Below are 16,093 nucleotides of genomic sequence, written 5' to 3' on the forward strand. Positions count from 1 at the left end.
AAACTAAAACTATAGTAAAATATTGAACAAGCTAAAGGCTAAACCTTGTGTTCACGTGAAACCTTTGCTGTCGACAGCCCAAAATATACAAATATGGAGGGTGAAAATGCGTAAAAAAATAAGTATATTATTGATAATAATGTTGTTAATTTTTATGGTTGGGTGTGCTGCTGAGGAGACGGGTTCAATCGATACAGATGTTGATCCAGGTGAAGGTACAGAGGCAGCTGATGGAGATACTGCCGCAACAAAAGATACATTGGATGAAATTAAAAAAAGAGGAGCCTTAACATTTGCAATGACGGGGGCGTATCCGCCATTTAACTTTATTGATGAAGATGGAACCTTGATAGGTTTTGATATTGATATTGCTAATGCTATTGCGGAAAAAATAGGTGTTGAAGCGGAGCCTATAACCGTCCTATGGGATGGTATTCTTGCAGGATTAACCAGTGGACGCTTTGATATGATCATTGGTAGCATGGCCATCACAGAAGAAAGATTAGAAAAAGTTAACTTTTCAAATCCCTACTATTATGATGGTGCACAGTTCTTTGGGAGGGAAGATCTTGATGCAGATGATTTAGCAGAGATAGAAAATGCAGCTGTAGGGGTTGTAACAGGAACCACCTTTCAAAATTTCTTGGTAGATATGGAAAATGTAACAGATATTTTGCAATTTGAGAGTGATGTAGACAACATGCGGGCAGTTCAACAAGGAAGATCTGATGGCCTAATCACAGGCTTATTAGTAGGGCTACATGGTATTGAGAAATTTGATATGCCGCTAATACCTGTAGGAAACCCACTATATATTGAAGAGATTGGCATAGCCATAAGAAAAGAAGATGGCACCCTATTAGAAGCAGTAAATGCAGCTTTACAGGAAATGATCGATGATGGTACTTATGAAGAAATCAGTCTTAAATGGTTTGGTACCAATATATTAGACAATTAAATTGACGTAGATATTAGAAATGGGTAATAGCGATATTACCCATTTCTAGCTTTAAAAGAGGAGCGTGGGAGCTGAAACATGTTAAATGAAATAATAAATCAGATAAGTAATTTTGTACAGGTGGTTATGACATATGCCCCCAAATTTTTACCGGGTGTGAGAATGACACTACAGTTATCATTCTTTTCAATTTTATTGGGGACAGTTTTTGGACTGCTTGCTACTATGTTGAAGATGACAAGGATCAAACCCTTAATGAAGGTAATTGATGTATACATAAGCATTGTAAGGGGGACACCATTACTCCTACAGCTTATATTTATTTTTCAAGCCCTTCCTGAAGTTGGTATAAGGTTATCTCCTTTTATATCAGCTGTTATTGGCTTGGCTTTTCATAATGGGGCCTATATTAGTGAGATATTTAGAGGTGCTATTGAATCTATTGATCATGGTCAAAAAGAAGCAGCCAGATCTTTGGGTATGACCAAATGGCAAGCTATGAGGCGAGTAACATTACCTCAGGCATTTAAAAGATCTGTACCTGCTTTAGGGAATCAATTTATTATTGCTATCAAGGATTCTTCCCTGGCCAGTGTTATTACGATAACGGAGATTTTAATGCTGACAAGACAGTATACAGCAGCTACCTTTAATCCATGGCCTATGTTCTTTATTGCTGGGTGCTACTACATGATTATTACGATAGGATTATCTAAAGTATTACTAAGGATAGAAAATCGATTAAAGGTTTATGAGAGGTGAAAGAATGGTAGAAATTAAAAATTTACATAAGTATTTTGGAAATCTTCAGGTACTAAAGGGTATTCATATACGTGTAGAAGAAGGTCAAGTTGTATGCATGATAGGTTCAAGTGGCTCTGGGAAAAGTACACTGCTTAGATGTATTAATTTTTTAGAAAGAAAAAATGAAGGAGAAATTTGGATTGATGGGAAACAAATTATGGGTAAGGGAAAAGAGATTAATGCAATCAGACAAAAAGTAGGCATGGTGTTTCAGCGGTTTAATTTGTTTCCTCATATGACTGCCTTAGAGAATGTGATGGAGGGGCCTTTGACAGTAAAAAAACAGGAAAAAGATATAGCTAAGAAAAAGGCATTAGCATTGCTAGAAAAGGTTGGTTTATCAGATAAGGCCAATCAATATCCTGCTATGTTATCTGGAGGACAGCAGCAAAGGGTAGCTATTGCAAGAACATTGGCGATGGAACCGAAGGTAGTACTATTTGACGAGCCTACTTCTGCTTTAGACCCTGAGCTAGTGGGAGAAGTATTGGCGGTTATGAAGGACTTAGCAAAAGAAGGGATGACGATGATTATAGTGACCCATGAAATGAGGTTTGCTAAAGATGTATCGGATCAAGTAATTTTTTTACATGAAGGTATTATTGCAGAACAAGGCACACCAAAAGATATTTTTGAAAACCCTCAGCATGAAAGGCTAAAAGCATTTTTGGGACAAATTCATTTTTAATACGAAGAAACTACATGAGAAACATCCATCATGTAGTTTTTTTATGTAGTTTTTTGATGAGTTCTTAATATTTTGATGATGGGTAGAATTTAATGTATCTCTTTTGAAACCATAGTTTAAATTTGGCATGGTTATTGCATTGTTATAATTGGGGACAAAGTTTCCACGATTTAATCAGGGGGGTGATAGGATGATGGTCATATGAAAAGATGGAAAAATTCAATGATAAAAAATCATACAGGAAGGAGAAAGTACGTATGTCACTTAAAGCTGCATTTATATTTGTTGCTCCTGAAGCTGACGCTAGTAAGCATCGGGCAGTGATAAAAGTGATAAAAACATCAGTGGTAAGTCTTACTGTTGTAGGGGTGAAAGATTATAAGGAAGCAATTGAAGTAACAAAGGAGCTTGTAGAACAGGGTATAACCGTCATCGAACTGTGCGGAGGATTTGGGTTAGAAGGAGTAGCAGCCGTAAAGAAGGCGGTGAAAGGTAAAGCGGATGTTGGTGTAGTACGATTTGATCATCACCCAGGGTTGCAGTTTAAAAGTGGAGATGAAATTTTTCAATAATTTATAAAAAAGAGGAGGGTTTTTATGAAGGCAGCAGTATGGTATGGAAAAAAAGATGTTAGAATCATGGAGGTACCAGAACCTCCAGCACCAGGTAAGGGAGAAGTAAAAATAAAAGTTCAATGGTGCGGTATATGTGGCTCAGATTTACATGAGTATTTAGCAGGTCCTATTTTTATTCCAACAGAACCACATCCATTAACAGGCGATAAGGCCCCTATCATTCTCGGGCATGAATTTTCAGGAGAAATTGTTGAAATAGGTCCGGAAGTTGAAGGTTTTAAAGTAGGGGATAGGGTTGCACCTGATGCATGTCAAGTTTGTCATACCTGTAATCCCTGCAAAATTGGAAAGTATAATGTCTGTGAAAAACTAGCTTTTACTGGCTTGATGACAAATGGCGCTTTTGCAGAGTACGTTGTTGTTCCTGATTATACCCTCTATAAAATTCCAGACGATATGACTTATGAAACAGCAGCCCTGCTTGAACCGATTTCTGTAGGGATTCATGCGGTACGGCAGGCACCAATTCTTCAGGGGGAAAACGTTGTAATATTTGGGGCAGGGACAATTGGCTTAGCCACACTTCAAGCAGTTCGTGCTGCAGGGGCCAGCAAAATATATGTGGTGGAAGTAGCTAAGGCTAGAAAAGCCTATGCCAAGCAAATGGGAGCCACTGAAGTCTTTGATCCAAACGAAGTGGATATTAAGGAAAAAATTAAAGAAGTCACCAAGGGTGTAGGAACAGATGTGGTTTTTGAATGCATTGGCAGTGAAAAGGTAACCCCTCTAGCTGTGGAAGTAGCTAGGACAGGTGGAAAAATTGTAGTAGTAGGTGTTTATGAAAAAGAAACCAGCCTTAATTTCAACAATATTGTATTTAAAGATAAGCATATTGTTGGTTCATTGGCTTATGCTGGAGATTTTGAAATTGCAATTGATCTAATGAATGATGGACGTATTCAGGCGGATGCCTTAATTACCGGAAAAATCAAAATAGATGATTTAGTAGAAAAGGGATTCGATGAATTAGTTCATCGTAAGGAGGAAAATATTAAAATTTTAGTCACGCCTTGGTAGTCTAGTTACTGATGAAATAGAACAATAAAGGACTACTATGATTTTAGTAGTTCTTTGTTGTTCCTTTTACATTAAGAAAAATAGAACAAATCAGGAGGCTATAATGGAAAAAGTATCTTTTATGAATTTAGAAAAAATGAAATATGAGAAGGCGTTAAATATCCAAAAAGAGTTGTTTGAATATACCAAAGATCATGAAGAGGCAGCAGGTTTTTTTATAATCCTTGAACATGAACCTGTATTTACGATTGGGAGAGAAGGGGGTTTTGAGAACCTGCTTTATACACAGGAGGTAATGAAAGCAAAAGGAATTGATATTTATGAAACCAATAGAGGAGGAAATATCACCTATCATGGCCCAGGGCAAATAGTAGGTTATCCCATCTTAGACTTAGCAAAGTTTAACAAAGACCTCCGATGGTATGTGGACACCATAGAGGAAATGATTATAAAAACCTTAAAAAAAATCGATATCGTTGGAGGAAGAAAGAAAAAACACAGAGGTGTATGGATCATGGATAATAAGCTATGTGCAGTAGGAATACGTGTAAAAAATTGGATTACCATGCACGGGTTTGCTTTGAATTATAATACAGATTTAGATTATTTCAAGCTGATTCATCCCTGTGGTATCACAGAATTTGGCGTAACTTCTATAACATCTATCAACAAGGATATAAAAAAGGAGACGGTGATAGAGGCGCTAAAAAGCAGCTTTGAAGAGATGTTTCATTGTAACTTAGTGAGGGATAAAATAAAGGAGGTAACATATAAAAATGATGAAGACAAGACCATCATGGTTGACTAAAAAAGCAGCAGATCAAAAAAGTTTTTTAAAAATGGAAAAATTGTTAAAGGAATTAGCATTAAATACGGTTTGTGGAGAGGCGGACTGCCCTAATATTGGAGAATGTTTTCAGAAAAAAACTGCTACATTTATGATTTTAGGAAAAATATGTACAAGAAATTGTGGGTTCTGTGCAGTCTCTAAAGGGATACCAGAAGCTATAAAAACAGAGGAAGCAGCCAGTGTTGCTATAGCAGTAAATAAACTGAATTTAAGACATGTGGTGATTACTTCCGTAACACGGGATGATTTGCAGGATGGGGGTGCGCAGCATTTTGTAGATACCATAAATGAAATCAGGAAACATAATAAAAATGTTACCATTGAGGTACTGATACCGGACTTTAAAGGAAACAAAAAATCTATACAAAAAATAATAAATGCTGAACCTGAGATCATTAACCATAATTTGGAAACCGTACCCGTACTATACAGTGAGATAAGATCAGGGGCAAGCTATACCCGATCATTAAATCTCTTAAAACAAGTAAAAGAAAGCAATAAAAAAATCATTACAAAAACTGGAATGATGCTGGGCTTAGGGGAAAGAGGAGAGGAGGTAGTAGAAGTGATGGATGATCTAAGGAACATAGGTTGCGATGTTTTGACGCTTGGGCAGTATTTAAGGCCAACAGAGGAGCATGTAGAAGTAAAAGAATATATTTCTCCTGAAAAGTTCAATGATTATAAGGAAATAGCTTTTAAAAAAGGGTTTAAGTTTGTTGAGAGTGGACCCTTTGTAAGAAGTTCTTACCAAGCTGTAAATGTGATTGAGAAGATCATTTAAGGTTTTTTACGAATGTTTAATTATTAAAAAAATATTTAAACAATTCTAAAAAATAGTCATCATAATTAAAAAATTTTATGTTATGCTATAATAAGGAATATATTTAAAGGAATAAATCTGACTTTTTCTAATACTTTTTATGAAGAATAGAAGGCTTGTTAGAAATGTGAAATTTCCGTTATCTGTTAAGGGGAAAGGAGAAGGGCATGTTAGATAGGGCAAGTAGTTCTGGTAAGCTAAGTATAAAACAGGCATGGAATAGATTCGTCTTGTCAGGAAAAATAGAAGGAGTTTATGTACGTGATGTTATAGCTGATTCGTGGCTTCGCTGCTATAATGCAGAAGTAAACCACCGAGACGGCTATTGTCAAGACTTACTACCCAAGGAAAAAATCCAACAATACATTGAAGAAAAAAAACAGCTTATAGAGATTGCAAGGCCTATTATGAGAACTTTATTCAAGTGTGTGGAGGGTTCTAGCTTTGTTGTTGTATTGGCCAATGAAAAAGGTCTTATACTTGAATCTATGGGAGACCCAGATATTCTAGCAATGACAAAAACCATCAATTTCCTACCTGGTGGAAACTGGTTGGAAGAGTGTGTTGGTACAAATGCTATAGGAACTGCACTGGTGAGCGATAGCCCTATACGGGTTTCGGGGGCAGAACATTATTGCAGTAAACACCACATTTGGGCTTGCTCTGCTGCTCCCATACATGATTCCTTCGGAAATATTATTGGCTGCTTAGATATGTCTTGTTTAGTAGGACGTGAACATTCTAAGGATTTGGGTATGGTTGTTGCTGCGGTAAGAGCCATAGAAAATCAATTGCATAAGGAAGAGACACAAGGACAATTATTTGCTGCACATAAACATTTAACCACTGTTTTGAACACAATTTCAGAAGGCATCATGTCCATTGACAAGGATTTTATGATAACCCATGTGAATCCAGCCCTGTCTAAAATCATAGGTATGCTTTCCAGCCATATGATTGGAAAACAGGTCAGCAGCATCATAGGGGATTGTTATCATATCAAAAGGGTATTAGAAACAGGAGAAAGTTGTTTAGAAGAAGAAGTCACAATAGATATATTCAATCGCCAGATTCATTGCACATTAAAAGCCAGCCCTATAAGAGATAAATCTATGCAGGTTGTGGGGGCAGTGATAACTTTTCGAGAGATTAAACAGGTCCATCAAATTGTAAATAAGATGGCGGCTACCCAGGCAAGATTTCGTTTTAGAGATATTGTTGGAAAGAGCGATAAAATTCAAGAGACCATTAGAAAAGCGAAGGTAGCGGCTAAAAGTCCATCTACTGTCTTATTATTGGGAGAAAGTGGTACCGGTAAAGAGGTTTTTGCACAGACCATTCATAATTCCAGTGAACGCAGAGATGCACCTTTTATCGCTGTGAACTGTGCTGCTATGCCCAGGGAATTGATTCAAAGTGAACTTTTTGGTTATTGTGATGGAGCCTTTACCGGGGCTAAACGGGGAGGCAGACCTGGGAAATTCGAATTAGCCGATGGAGGTACGTTACTGTTAGATGAAATAGGGGATATGCCTATCGATATGCAGGTGAATTTACTAAGAGTTTTGCAAGAAAAAAACGTAGTGAGGGTAGGGGGCGATAAGCCAATCCCCATCGATGTTCGTGTAATTGCTGCTACAAATAAAAATTTAAGTCTAGAAATAGAAAAAGGCATTTTTCGTAAAGACTTGTTTTACCGCTTAAATGTTGTTACTATCAATATTCCTCCTTTAAAAGAAAGGTATGGAGATATTGAATTATTTGTTGAATATTTTCTTCAAAAGATGGCACTTAAGCTAGGGAAGGAGATTCCGGAGGTTCATCCTCAGGTGATGGACATTTTAAATAATTACCATTGGCCTGGGAATGTTAGAGAATTAGAAAATGTATTGGAATATGCTATCAATATGGTAGAAGGTAATAGCATGACAAAAGAATGTTTACCTCATTATCTTAACAAGGCAGAGATAAAAATAGAGAAGGAAGATGAGCTTTTTACGCTTGCAGAACTAGAGTGTAACGCAATCAAAAAAGCTCTGAAAAAATTTGATGGTAATATCACTCAGGTAGCTCAATCGCTGGGAATCGCTAGAAATACCCTTTACGAAAAAATGAAAAAATATAAGATAAAAAAATAAAGCATAGCTATGCTTTATTTTTTTAGTTTAAGAAAGCAAAACTCCCAGCAGTTTTTGAAAACCAGTGGGGGGGTTTTTAGTGTCCTGAAATTGATGGGTGTTAGATATTCTAACAATAGATGCTGAAAAACAAAGAAACGCAATGACTTCTACCAGAAAGTGCAATGAAAAGTGTTAGAAAAGCTAACAGATACTTTCGTTTTAATGATAACGACTACATTTATAAAGGTATTTCTTATTAAGAATTATTAAAAAAAATATTTTTTAAAAACGTTTCATAGGTATGTCACTACACTTGAATTTTTATAGCTAGGGTCTGGGATTTTGCCTTGGCTAAAAAATATAGCCAAAGACTGCAAACGTAGTTTCTAATAAAAAATTTTAATGATATTTTAGGTACTGGCATACTTATTGCTTTATTTAATAAGGGAAGGTCAAGAGAATAGCGAAGGGGGTGGCATGATGTGGAAGAGATATATCGTTGAGTTAGGGTGGGGAGCAGATCTACATGGACAGGATGTAACGAAAGCAGCTGAAAGAGCTGTAAAGGATGCAATCTCTAAAAGCTGTCTTTGTGGTTTGAAGGAAATACTCGAGGTCGAAGATCTTAACGAAGTAGGTGTACACGTCACGATTGCTGCACCTTATCCAGAAAAGGTAGAGGCGGAAAAAGTGATGAAGGTTCTACCTATAGGTAAGAAATCAATAGAAATCGTGAAGGGGGGGATGGAAGTACCAGGACTTTGTGTGGAGGAATTTGGAGATTTAAAAGATAGTATAGTGATTGCGAACGCATGCGTAGAAGTAAAGGTGTCTTGTGAAAACTTTATATCAGCTAAAAAATGAGGAGGGAATAATGTGAATTTATCTAACGATAAGGTTATTGAAGTCTATAACCAAATGTTGAAAATAAGAAAGTTTGAAGAAAAGGCTATGAAGCTTTTTGCGGAAGGTGAAATTCCTGGATTTGTTCATCTATATATTGGAGAGGAAGCTGTTGCCACAGGTGTTTGTGCAAATCTAACGGAGGCTGATTATATTACAAGTACCCATAGAGGTCATGGACATATTCTTGCTAAAGGTGGAGATTTAAAAGAAATGATGGCAGAGCTTTATGGAAAAGCAACAGGATATTGCAAAGGAAAAGGCGGGTCCATGCATATAGCAGATGCTACGAAGGGGATTTTAGGTGCCAACGGTATTGTAGGTGCTGGACACAATCTCGCTGTAGGAGCAGGGATTACGGCGCAATATAACGGAACAGATCAGGTTTGTGTTTGTTTCTTTGGAGATGCTTCCACTAATCAGAGTACCTTTCACGAAGCATTAAATCTTGCAAGCATATGGAAACTTCCTGTGGTTTTTGTTTGTGAAAATAATTTATATGGTATTTCCATGAGTCAGTCCAGGCATCAAGCGATACAAGATGTATCCGATAGAGCAGTTGCCTATAACATGCCTGGGGTAACTGTTGATGGTAACGATGTATTTGCTGTTTATGAAGCAGCAAATGAAGCCATCAAAAGGGCTAGAAAAGGCCAGGGACCTACCTTAGTAGAATGTAAAACCTATAGATATAGAGGCCATTTTGAAGGAGATCCTACTTCCTATCGGTCTTCAGAAGAATTAGCAGAATGGTTGCAAAAGGACCCCTTGGAGAGATTAGAAAAACATATGTTGGCCAACAAAGTAATTACGCCTGAGAAGTTAGAGGTATTGCAAAAGAATGTGGATCAGCAGATAGCAGAGGCTGTAGAATTTGCAGGCAACAGTCCATATCCTGCACTAGAATCAGCAGTTGAAGATATTTATACAGATATCGTAGAGGAGGTTCGAGTTAGATGAGAAATATGACCTATGGTGAAGCAATAAGAGAAGGAATGAGGATAAAAATGAAAGAAGATCCAAAGGTATTTATTATGGGGGAAGACGTTGGTGCCTTTGGAGGATGCTTTGGTGTAACGGCTGGACTTTTTGAAGAATTTGGAGAAAAAAGAGTGAAAGATACGCCGATATCGGAAGGTGTTATTATTGGTGGAGCCGTTGGTGCTGCAGCAACTGGACTTAGACCTATAGCCGAATTAATGTTTATTGACTTTTTAACGGTGGGCATGGATCAGATCGTAAATCAAGCAGCAAAAATGAGATATATGTTTGGTGGAAAGATTACTGTACCTATGGTTGTTAGGCTGCCTGCTGGTGGTGGTGTTCAAGCAGCAGCCCAACATTCACAATCCCTTGAAGCGTGGTTGACCCATGTGCCTGGATTGAAGGTAGTATATCCATCTACCCCACAGGATGCATTAGGATTGATGTTAACTGCTATTGAAGACGATAACCCAGTGATGTATATAGAGCATAAGGCAATGTATGCTATGAAGGGTAATGTAGAGGATAATGTAGCACCGATTCCTTTTGGGGTTGCTGATATAAAAAGAGAAGGTGAAGATGTCACAATAATTGCCTATGGAAAGATGCTCCATGAGGCGTTAAAGGCAGCAGAAGAGCTTGCCAAAGAAGGAATCGAAGTTGAAGTAATCGATCCAAGAACATTATATCCATTAGATCAAGAAACAATATTAAAATCTGTTGAAAAGACAAATAGAGTAGTCGTTGCTACGGAAGAAAACAAAAGAGGTGGCTATGGCGGGGAAATTGCAGCGCTTATTGCTGAAAAAGCCTTTGATCATTTAGATGCGCCTATTGTAAGGGTCGGTGCATTAGATACCCCTATACCATTTACAGCTTGTCTTGAAAATTATGTACTTCCCAATTCTGTGGATATCATAAGCGCAGTAAAAAGTACTGTACATAGTGCTGTCTAAATCAATAGGGGGGTAACTTATGTTACCCCCCCTTTAAAAGGGTGGTAAGGTATGTCAAGCATAGGGATTATTGCCAATCCTGTATCAGGTAAAGATATAAGAAGACTTGTTTCCCACGCAACCGTTGTTGATAACCATGAAAAAGTAAATATTGTTGAGCGAATTCTACTGGGGGCGCAGCAATGCGGTGTAAAGAACATTTATATTATGCCGGATTCCTTTAATATAGGTTATAAGGCAATAGACAACTTATCCTATTCAAGAGAGTTGACCAGTAGCGTAGAAGTTTTATGTATGAAACTCAATGCTAATCCAACAGATACTACATGCGCCGCAAAGATGATGGAAGATATGAAGATAGGCTGCATGATTGTACTAGGTGGGGATGGCACCAATAGAGCAGCAGCCAAGGCGATAAAAAATACGCCACTGATCAGTATATCGACAGGCACCAATAATGTTTACCCTGAAATGGTGGAGGGCACTGTAGCTGGAATGGCTGCAGCAGTAGTTGCTTCTGGAAAATATGCTAAGGATAGCATATGTAAAAGAGATAAAAAAATTGAAATTTATAAAAACCAAGAATTAATAGATATTGCATTGGTGGATGCAGTACTATCAAAAAATTTATTTGTTGGATCTAAAGCAATTTGGGATATGGAGGATATGATAGAAATAATTGTATCGAAAGCACATCCTGCGTCTATAGGCTTTTCCTCCATTGTGGGATGTAAAAAAATCATAAGAGATGAAGATGATTTTGGTGCTTCTGTTAATTTAACAGAAGGTAGATATAGCATTCTTGCACCGATGGCGGCAGGGCTAGTAAAAAAAGTCCGCATGGGTGAACCGAAAATTTTAAAACTCAATAAAGCCTACGTTTATGAAACAAAGTGCAATGGTATGATTGCGGTTGATGGCGAAAGGGAGATTCCCTTTAGAGAAAATGAAAAGATAACCTTTAAAATAACGAGGAATGGACCTCTTCGTGTAAATATAAAAAAGGCATTAGAAGATGCGCAGAAAGATGGTTTTTTTCTTAGATGAGAATAGAAATGAAATTCTGTAAATAGAGGACTACAGTATAGAGGAGGATGGAACATGGCGAAAGTAGTAACAATGCCAAAGTTAGGACTGACAATGACAGAAGGTAAATTGACAAAATGGTATAAAGCAGAGGGAGAAGAAATTCAAGCAGGAGAAGTATTTTTTGACGTTACCACCGATAAGCTTACTAATGAAGTAGAAGCAACAGAAAGTGGAATTGTAAGAAAACTACTGGTGAAGGAGGAGGATGTTGTAGAATGCTTAAAGCCAGTGGCTATCATTGCTGCTGCGGATGAAGATATATCTTCTTTAATCGCAGCGTCAGGAAGTACAGGTGATGAAGCAATTGACATAGAAACCAGTGATGAAAATACTGAAAAGGCATCAGTAGATAAACCAAAGGAGGGAAGACGAATAAAAGCTTCCCCAGTAGCAAAAAAATTAGCCGAAGAGAACAATATTGATCTTGAGCTTGTAACCGGAACGGGTCCTAATGGTAGAATCACATTAGAAGACGTTGAAAACTATATAAACAGTGCAGCAAAAAAAGTGAAGGCCTCTCCAATGGCTGAAAAAACCGCAGCTGCTCTTGATGTAGATTTATGTGAAATTAAGAAGGATTCCAGAATCATGAAGGAAGATGTGTACAATTATCTAAAGGATAAAGATGTACAAGGTCAGACAAACCTAATAGAAACAAGAATTCCAATGAGTCAGATGAGAAAGATCATTGCCAGCAGAATGTTCGATAGTTGGAGGGTATCGCCAGCTGTAACCTTTGACATAAAAGTAGATGTTACCAGACTGAAAGAAATTAGAAATTGGTTAAAAAGTACCTGTAAGGTTACTTTTACAGACCTATTGGTTAAAATTATTGCAACAACCCTATTGGAATTTCCATACTTAAACAGCAGAATTGAAAATGATGAGATTGTTACACGCAATTATGCCAATATTGGTGTCGCAGTTGCTTTAGAAGGCGGTCTTGTTGTACCAGTCGTTAAATATGCCAATACAAAAGGTTTAAAACAGATTTCAAGTGAAGTAAAAGAATTGGCGGAAAAAGCAAGAAATAATGAATTGAGCCAGGAGGATTTGACAGAAGGAACTTTTACGATTACCAACCTTGGCATGTATGGTATAGAGTCCTTTTCGCCAATTATCAATCAGCCGGAGGTGGCTATTTTAGGGGTCAATACCATCACTGACACATCTGTTGTAGTCAATGGGGAGATTGTGATTAAACCATTGATGAACTTAAGTCTTACGGCAGACCATAGAGTAGTAGATGGAGCGGTAGCTGCACAATTTTTATCAAGGGTAAAGGAATATATCGAAAAACCAGAGATGCTATTACTATAGAAAATTTTATAGGGGGTAAAAAAATGAAAGTTGTTGTCATTGGAGGAGGCCCTGGAGGATATGTAGCAGCCATCAGGGCAGCGCAGCTAGGGGCAGAAGTTACACTTGTAGAAAAAAAATACATTGGAGGAACCTGCTTAAATGTTGGTTGTATCCCTACGAAGGTTCTGCTTCATACTGCTGAATTATATACTACTTTAGCAAAAGAATCGAAGAAATTAGGGATAAAAATTGAAAAGCTTGATATTGATTGGAAAAAACTTCAGCAGAGAAAAAAGGTAGTAGTGGGTCAATTAATTGGTGGGGTGAATATGCTTTTAAAATCCAATAAAGTTAAGGTGATAATGGGTAAAGCATCTTTTTTAAACGCCAATCAGCTGGAGGTTCAACAGGAGGAAGGAAAGAAAGCAACAGTAGATTTTGATTATGCGATTATTGCTACAGGTTCAAAGCCCTTTATCCTTCCAATACCGGGAGTTGACTTAGAAGGGGTGATTACAAGTGATGAAGCCCTTTCTTTAGAAGAGATCCCTAAGAGTATGCTAGTGATAGGCGGCGGTGTTATAGGGAGCGAATTTGCCAGTGTTTATAGCAGTATGGGAACAAAGGTGACAATCGTTGAAGCCCTTCCAAATATTGTAGCTACAATGGATCAGGAGGTCACTGATTATCTTGTGGAAGCATTGAAAAAAGCTGGAGTGGATATCTGTACAGATACAAAAGTAGAAGGGATTGAAAAAACTAAAACAGGTTTAAGGGTGAAGGCAGTATCTAAAGAAGGAAGCAAATCATTTGAAGTAGAAAAAGTCCTGTTAGCTATAGGAAGAAAGCCAGTAACTGAAAATATGGGGTTGGAGAAAATTGGTATTAAACTAAATAAAGATAAAATCATCACAAATAAAAAATTTCAAACAAATATTAGTAATATCTATGCAATTGGGGATTGCAGAGGAGAAATCATGTTGGCACACGTGGCTTCAGCAGAAGGAATTGTCGCGGTCGAAGGGATCATGGGGAAAGCTTCAAAAATTGATTTTAAAACAATTCCCTATGCAGTATATACCAAACCAGAATTAGCAGCAGTAGGTATGACAGAAAAGCAGGCGAAAGAGAAGGGGTATGAAACCAAAACGGGAAAATTTCCATTATACGCCAATGGAAAATCCCTCATCATGGGAGAAGCTAAAGGGGTGGTAAAATATGTAGTAGATGCAAAAACAGAAGAGATTTTAGGGCTTCATATGGCAGGGCCGAGGGCAACAGAATTGATTGTAGAAGGAGCACTTGCGCTAAGACTAGAAGCCACTATTGAAGAGATAGCAACAACAATACATGCGCATCCTACAGTAGGAGAATCCCTTCATGAAGCAGTTCACGCTGTTCATAATATGGCCATTCATTTACCTAAGTAAAACTGTATTAAAACCTATACAGCCCATAGTACTATACTATGGGCTTAAATTATTTTAAGTAAAGTGATAAGCAGGATATTCACTACAAATGGAGAATAATTACAAAATTATGGCTTAAGTTAACGCTAATGATTACAAAATAAAAAAGAAGACGGGCAAGTCGAAGCAGAATAGCTAAGTATGAAAGATGTATTGATCTGCGTTATTATTATAAAAAAACAATTATTTTAGGGAGGTTTCGGCATGGTGTATAAGTTTGCTAATTTTGTTGATATTTCTAAAATCCAGGAACTGACAAATCTTTTTTACAAAGCGACGGGGATTCTTACAGGGATCCTTGATCTAGAAGGAAATATTTTAACCGCTTCAGGCTGGAATGAGATCTGCACAAAGTTCCATCGGACCCATTCGAAGGCAAGAGATAGGTGTATTGAGAGTGACACCTATATTAGTAAAATATTAGCTGATAATAAAAATTATAAAATTTATCAATGCCAAAATGGTCTAATTGATGCGGTAGCTCCTGTCATTGTTCAGGGGAAACATATTGCAAACGTATTCACTGGTCAACTGCTATTAGATAAGCCTGACCTGGACTTTTTCATCAAACAAGCTAGAGAACTTGGATTTGATGAATCTGAATATGTAAGGGCCTTGCTAAAAATTCCAATCGTTGAGGAAGAAAGACTGAAACATATTATGGGTTACCTTTGTGGTTTTGCAGAAATACTAGGGGAAATGGGGATGAAAGAACTAAAGTTTCTGGAATCACAAGCAGAAATCCAGGCGGCAAATGCAGACTTAGAGACTTCTCAAAAAATATTAATAGCTGCCTTAGAAGAGCTAAGGGATCAATATGATAAATTACAGGAAAAGGAAAATTTAGCAAGAGAAAGTGAAAAGCGTTGGAAATATGCCATTGAAGGAACTGGTTTGATTGTTTGGGATTGGAATATAAATCATAGTGAAGTTTACTTTTCCAAAGCATATAAAAGTCTACTTGGATTTGAAGCAAATGAGTTTATTGGGGATACCAAAGAATATATAAGTAGAATTCATCCAGAGGATCGTAAAGATGTCCTGAGAGAAATGAGAAAATATTTAGATGGGGATATCCTGTTTTATCACAGTGAGTATCGTATAAAAGATAAAGAAGGAAATTATAAATGGATTATCTCAAAGGGACGGGTTATGGAAAGAGATCAAGAAAATAAACCTACAAGAATGGTGGGCACCCTTACAGATGTTACAACGCGTTTTCAAAAAACTCAGAAGATAACTAAATAAGATTTTGTTTTAAGTTGATATGATCATAAGGAGAGTTTTGTCAAAGAGGAAGTCCCATGTAGTACTATAGCGTATACTACATGGGGCTTTCATTTTGAAAGCATATTAAAATTTCAAAACTAAAATAATTTTAAAATAAGTCTTTATTATTTAGACAATAAATAATAAACTGAATATTACAAAGTGAAATAAAGTGAACTCGTCCAGCTAAAGCTGAACATCGGGGAATCCGGTGGAGAGTCTACTC

Annotated in this window: 15 protein-coding genes; all 15 read left to right on the top strand. The window is 37.2% G+C overall.

Features of this window, described 5'->3' with window-relative positions; genetic code table 11:
- Window positions 1-106 precede the first annotated feature (106 nt).
- The 15 genes from BJL90_RS08050 (at window position 107) to BJL90_RS08120 (ending at window position 15,846) form a co-directional block, all read left to right on the top strand.
- Window positions 107-958, top strand: a complete 852-nt coding sequence (locus BJL90_RS08050; RefSeq protein WP_070966329.1) for a transporter substrate-binding domain-containing protein — start codon at window positions 107-109, stop codon at window positions 956-958.
- A 78-nt stretch (window positions 959-1,036) separates the two neighbouring features.
- Complete coding sequence (locus BJL90_RS08055) at window positions 1,037-1,720, top strand: amino acid ABC transporter permease (RefSeq protein ID WP_070966332.1); 684 nt, start codon at window positions 1,037-1,039, stop codon at window positions 1,718-1,720.
- A gap of 4 nt (window positions 1,721-1,724) precedes the next feature.
- Window positions 1,725-2,450: an amino acid ABC transporter ATP-binding protein gene (locus tag BJL90_RS08060; protein ID WP_070966335.1), complete on the top strand. Its 726-nt coding sequence runs from the start codon at window positions 1,725-1,727 to the stop codon at window positions 2,448-2,450.
- Between the two features lie 257 nt (window positions 2,451-2,707).
- A complete protein-coding gene (locus BJL90_RS08065) occupies window positions 2,708-3,022 on the top strand; it encodes a DUF6506 family protein (RefSeq protein ID WP_070973086.1) in 315 nt (104 codons plus the stop codon).
- A gap of 24 nt (window positions 3,023-3,046) precedes the next feature.
- The gene (locus tag BJL90_RS08070; RefSeq protein ID WP_070966338.1) at window positions 3,047-4,102 is read left to right on the top strand and encodes a 2,3-butanediol dehydrogenase; all 1,056 of its coding nucleotides are present in this window, start codon (window positions 3,047-3,049) and stop codon (window positions 4,100-4,102) included.
- A gap of 103 nt (window positions 4,103-4,205) precedes the next feature.
- Window positions 4,206-4,910 carry a lipoyl(octanoyl) transferase LipB gene (gene lipB, locus BJL90_RS08075; RefSeq protein WP_070966340.1) on the top strand — a complete coding sequence of 235 codons (705 nt, stop codon included), beginning with the start codon at window positions 4,206-4,208 and terminating at the stop codon, window positions 4,908-4,910.
- Window positions 4,879-5,736 carry a lipoyl synthase gene (gene lipA, locus BJL90_RS08080; RefSeq protein WP_335617830.1) on the top strand — a complete coding sequence of 286 codons (858 nt, stop codon included), beginning with the start codon at window positions 4,879-4,881 and terminating at the stop codon, window positions 5,734-5,736. The genes lipB and lipA overlap by 32 nt, the downstream gene beginning before the upstream one ends.
- Before the next feature lie 206 nt (window positions 5,737-5,942).
- A complete protein-coding gene (locus BJL90_RS08085) occupies window positions 5,943-7,913 on the top strand; it encodes a sigma-54-dependent Fis family transcriptional regulator (RefSeq protein WP_070966343.1) in 1,971 nt (656 codons plus the stop codon).
- Window positions 7,914-8,375: 462 nt separating this feature from the next.
- Complete coding sequence (locus BJL90_RS08090; RefSeq protein WP_236905047.1) at window positions 8,376-8,759, top strand: Lin0512 family protein; 384 nt, start codon at window positions 8,376-8,378, stop codon at window positions 8,757-8,759.
- A 12-nt stretch (window positions 8,760-8,771) separates the two neighbouring features.
- A complete protein-coding gene (gene pdhA, locus BJL90_RS08095; RefSeq protein ID WP_081561899.1) occupies window positions 8,772-9,758 on the top strand; it encodes a pyruvate dehydrogenase (acetyl-transferring) E1 component subunit alpha in 987 nt (328 codons plus the stop codon).
- Window positions 9,755-10,738, top strand: coding sequence for an alpha-ketoacid dehydrogenase subunit beta (locus BJL90_RS08100; protein WP_070966350.1), 984 nt, complete (start codon window positions 9,755-9,757; stop codon window positions 10,736-10,738). The genes pdhA and BJL90_RS08100 overlap by 4 nt, the downstream gene beginning before the upstream one ends.
- 51 nt (window positions 10,739-10,789) lie before the next feature.
- Window positions 10,790-11,785 (top strand): ATP-NAD kinase family protein, encoded by a 996-nt coding sequence (locus BJL90_RS08105; RefSeq protein ID WP_070966352.1) that lies wholly within the window; start codon window positions 10,790-10,792, stop codon window positions 11,783-11,785.
- A gap of 54 nt (window positions 11,786-11,839) precedes the next feature.
- Window positions 11,840-13,147 carry a dihydrolipoamide acetyltransferase family protein gene (locus tag BJL90_RS08110; protein WP_070966355.1) on the top strand — a complete coding sequence of 436 codons (1,308 nt, stop codon included), beginning with the start codon at window positions 11,840-11,842 and terminating at the stop codon, window positions 13,145-13,147.
- 23 nt (window positions 13,148-13,170) lie between these two features.
- Window positions 13,171-14,559 (top strand): dihydrolipoyl dehydrogenase, encoded by a 1,389-nt coding sequence (lpdA, locus tag BJL90_RS08115; protein ID WP_070966358.1) that lies wholly within the window; start codon window positions 13,171-13,173, stop codon window positions 14,557-14,559.
- A 243-nt stretch (window positions 14,560-14,802) separates the two neighbouring features.
- Window positions 14,803-15,846, top strand: coding sequence for a PocR ligand-binding domain-containing protein (locus BJL90_RS08120; RefSeq protein WP_070966360.1), 1,044 nt, complete (start codon window positions 14,803-14,805; stop codon window positions 15,844-15,846).
- The last annotated feature ends 247 nt before the right edge of the window (window positions 15,847-16,093 follow it).

Origin of the sequence: Clostridium formicaceticum (genome assembly GCF_001854185.1) — a bacterium.
Classification (GTDB): Bacteria; Bacillota; Clostridia; order Peptostreptococcales; family Natronincolaceae; genus Andreesenella; species Andreesenella formicacetica.

Coding starts and splice junctions, on each gene's coding strand:
- BJL90_RS08050 (WP_070966329.1), top strand. CDS start 107: ATGCGTAAAAAAATAAGTATATTATTGATAATAATGTTGTTAATTTTT.
- BJL90_RS08055 (WP_070966332.1), top strand. CDS start 1,037: ATGTTAAATGAAATAATAAATCAGATAAGTAATTTTGTACAGGTGGTT.
- BJL90_RS08060 (WP_070966335.1), top strand. CDS start 1,725: ATGGTAGAAATTAAAAATTTACATAAGTATTTTGGAAATCTTCAGGTA.
- BJL90_RS08065 (WP_070973086.1), top strand. CDS start 2,708: ATGTCACTTAAAGCTGCATTTATATTTGTTGCTCCTGAAGCTGACGCT.
- BJL90_RS08070 (WP_070966338.1), top strand. CDS start 3,047: ATGAAGGCAGCAGTATGGTATGGAAAAAAAGATGTTAGAATCATGGAG.
- lipB (WP_070966340.1), top strand. CDS start 4,206: ATGGAAAAAGTATCTTTTATGAATTTAGAAAAAATGAAATATGAGAAG.
- lipA (WP_335617830.1), top strand. CDS start 4,879: ATGATGAAGACAAGACCATCATGGTTGACTAAAAAAGCAGCAGATCAA.
- BJL90_RS08085 (WP_070966343.1), top strand. CDS start 5,943: ATGTTAGATAGGGCAAGTAGTTCTGGTAAGCTAAGTATAAAACAGGCA.
- BJL90_RS08090 (WP_236905047.1), top strand. CDS start 8,376: ATGTGGAAGAGATATATCGTTGAGTTAGGGTGGGGAGCAGATCTACAT.
- BJL90_RS08100 (WP_070966350.1), top strand. CDS start 9,755: ATGAGAAATATGACCTATGGTGAAGCAATAAGAGAAGGAATGAGGATA.
- BJL90_RS08105 (WP_070966352.1), top strand. CDS start 10,790: ATGTCAAGCATAGGGATTATTGCCAATCCTGTATCAGGTAAAGATATA.
- BJL90_RS08110 (WP_070966355.1), top strand. CDS start 11,840: ATGGCGAAAGTAGTAACAATGCCAAAGTTAGGACTGACAATGACAGAA.
- lpdA (WP_070966358.1), top strand. CDS start 13,171: ATGAAAGTTGTTGTCATTGGAGGAGGCCCTGGAGGATATGTAGCAGCC.
- BJL90_RS08120 (WP_070966360.1), top strand. CDS start 14,803: ATGGTGTATAAGTTTGCTAATTTTGTTGATATTTCTAAAATCCAGGAA.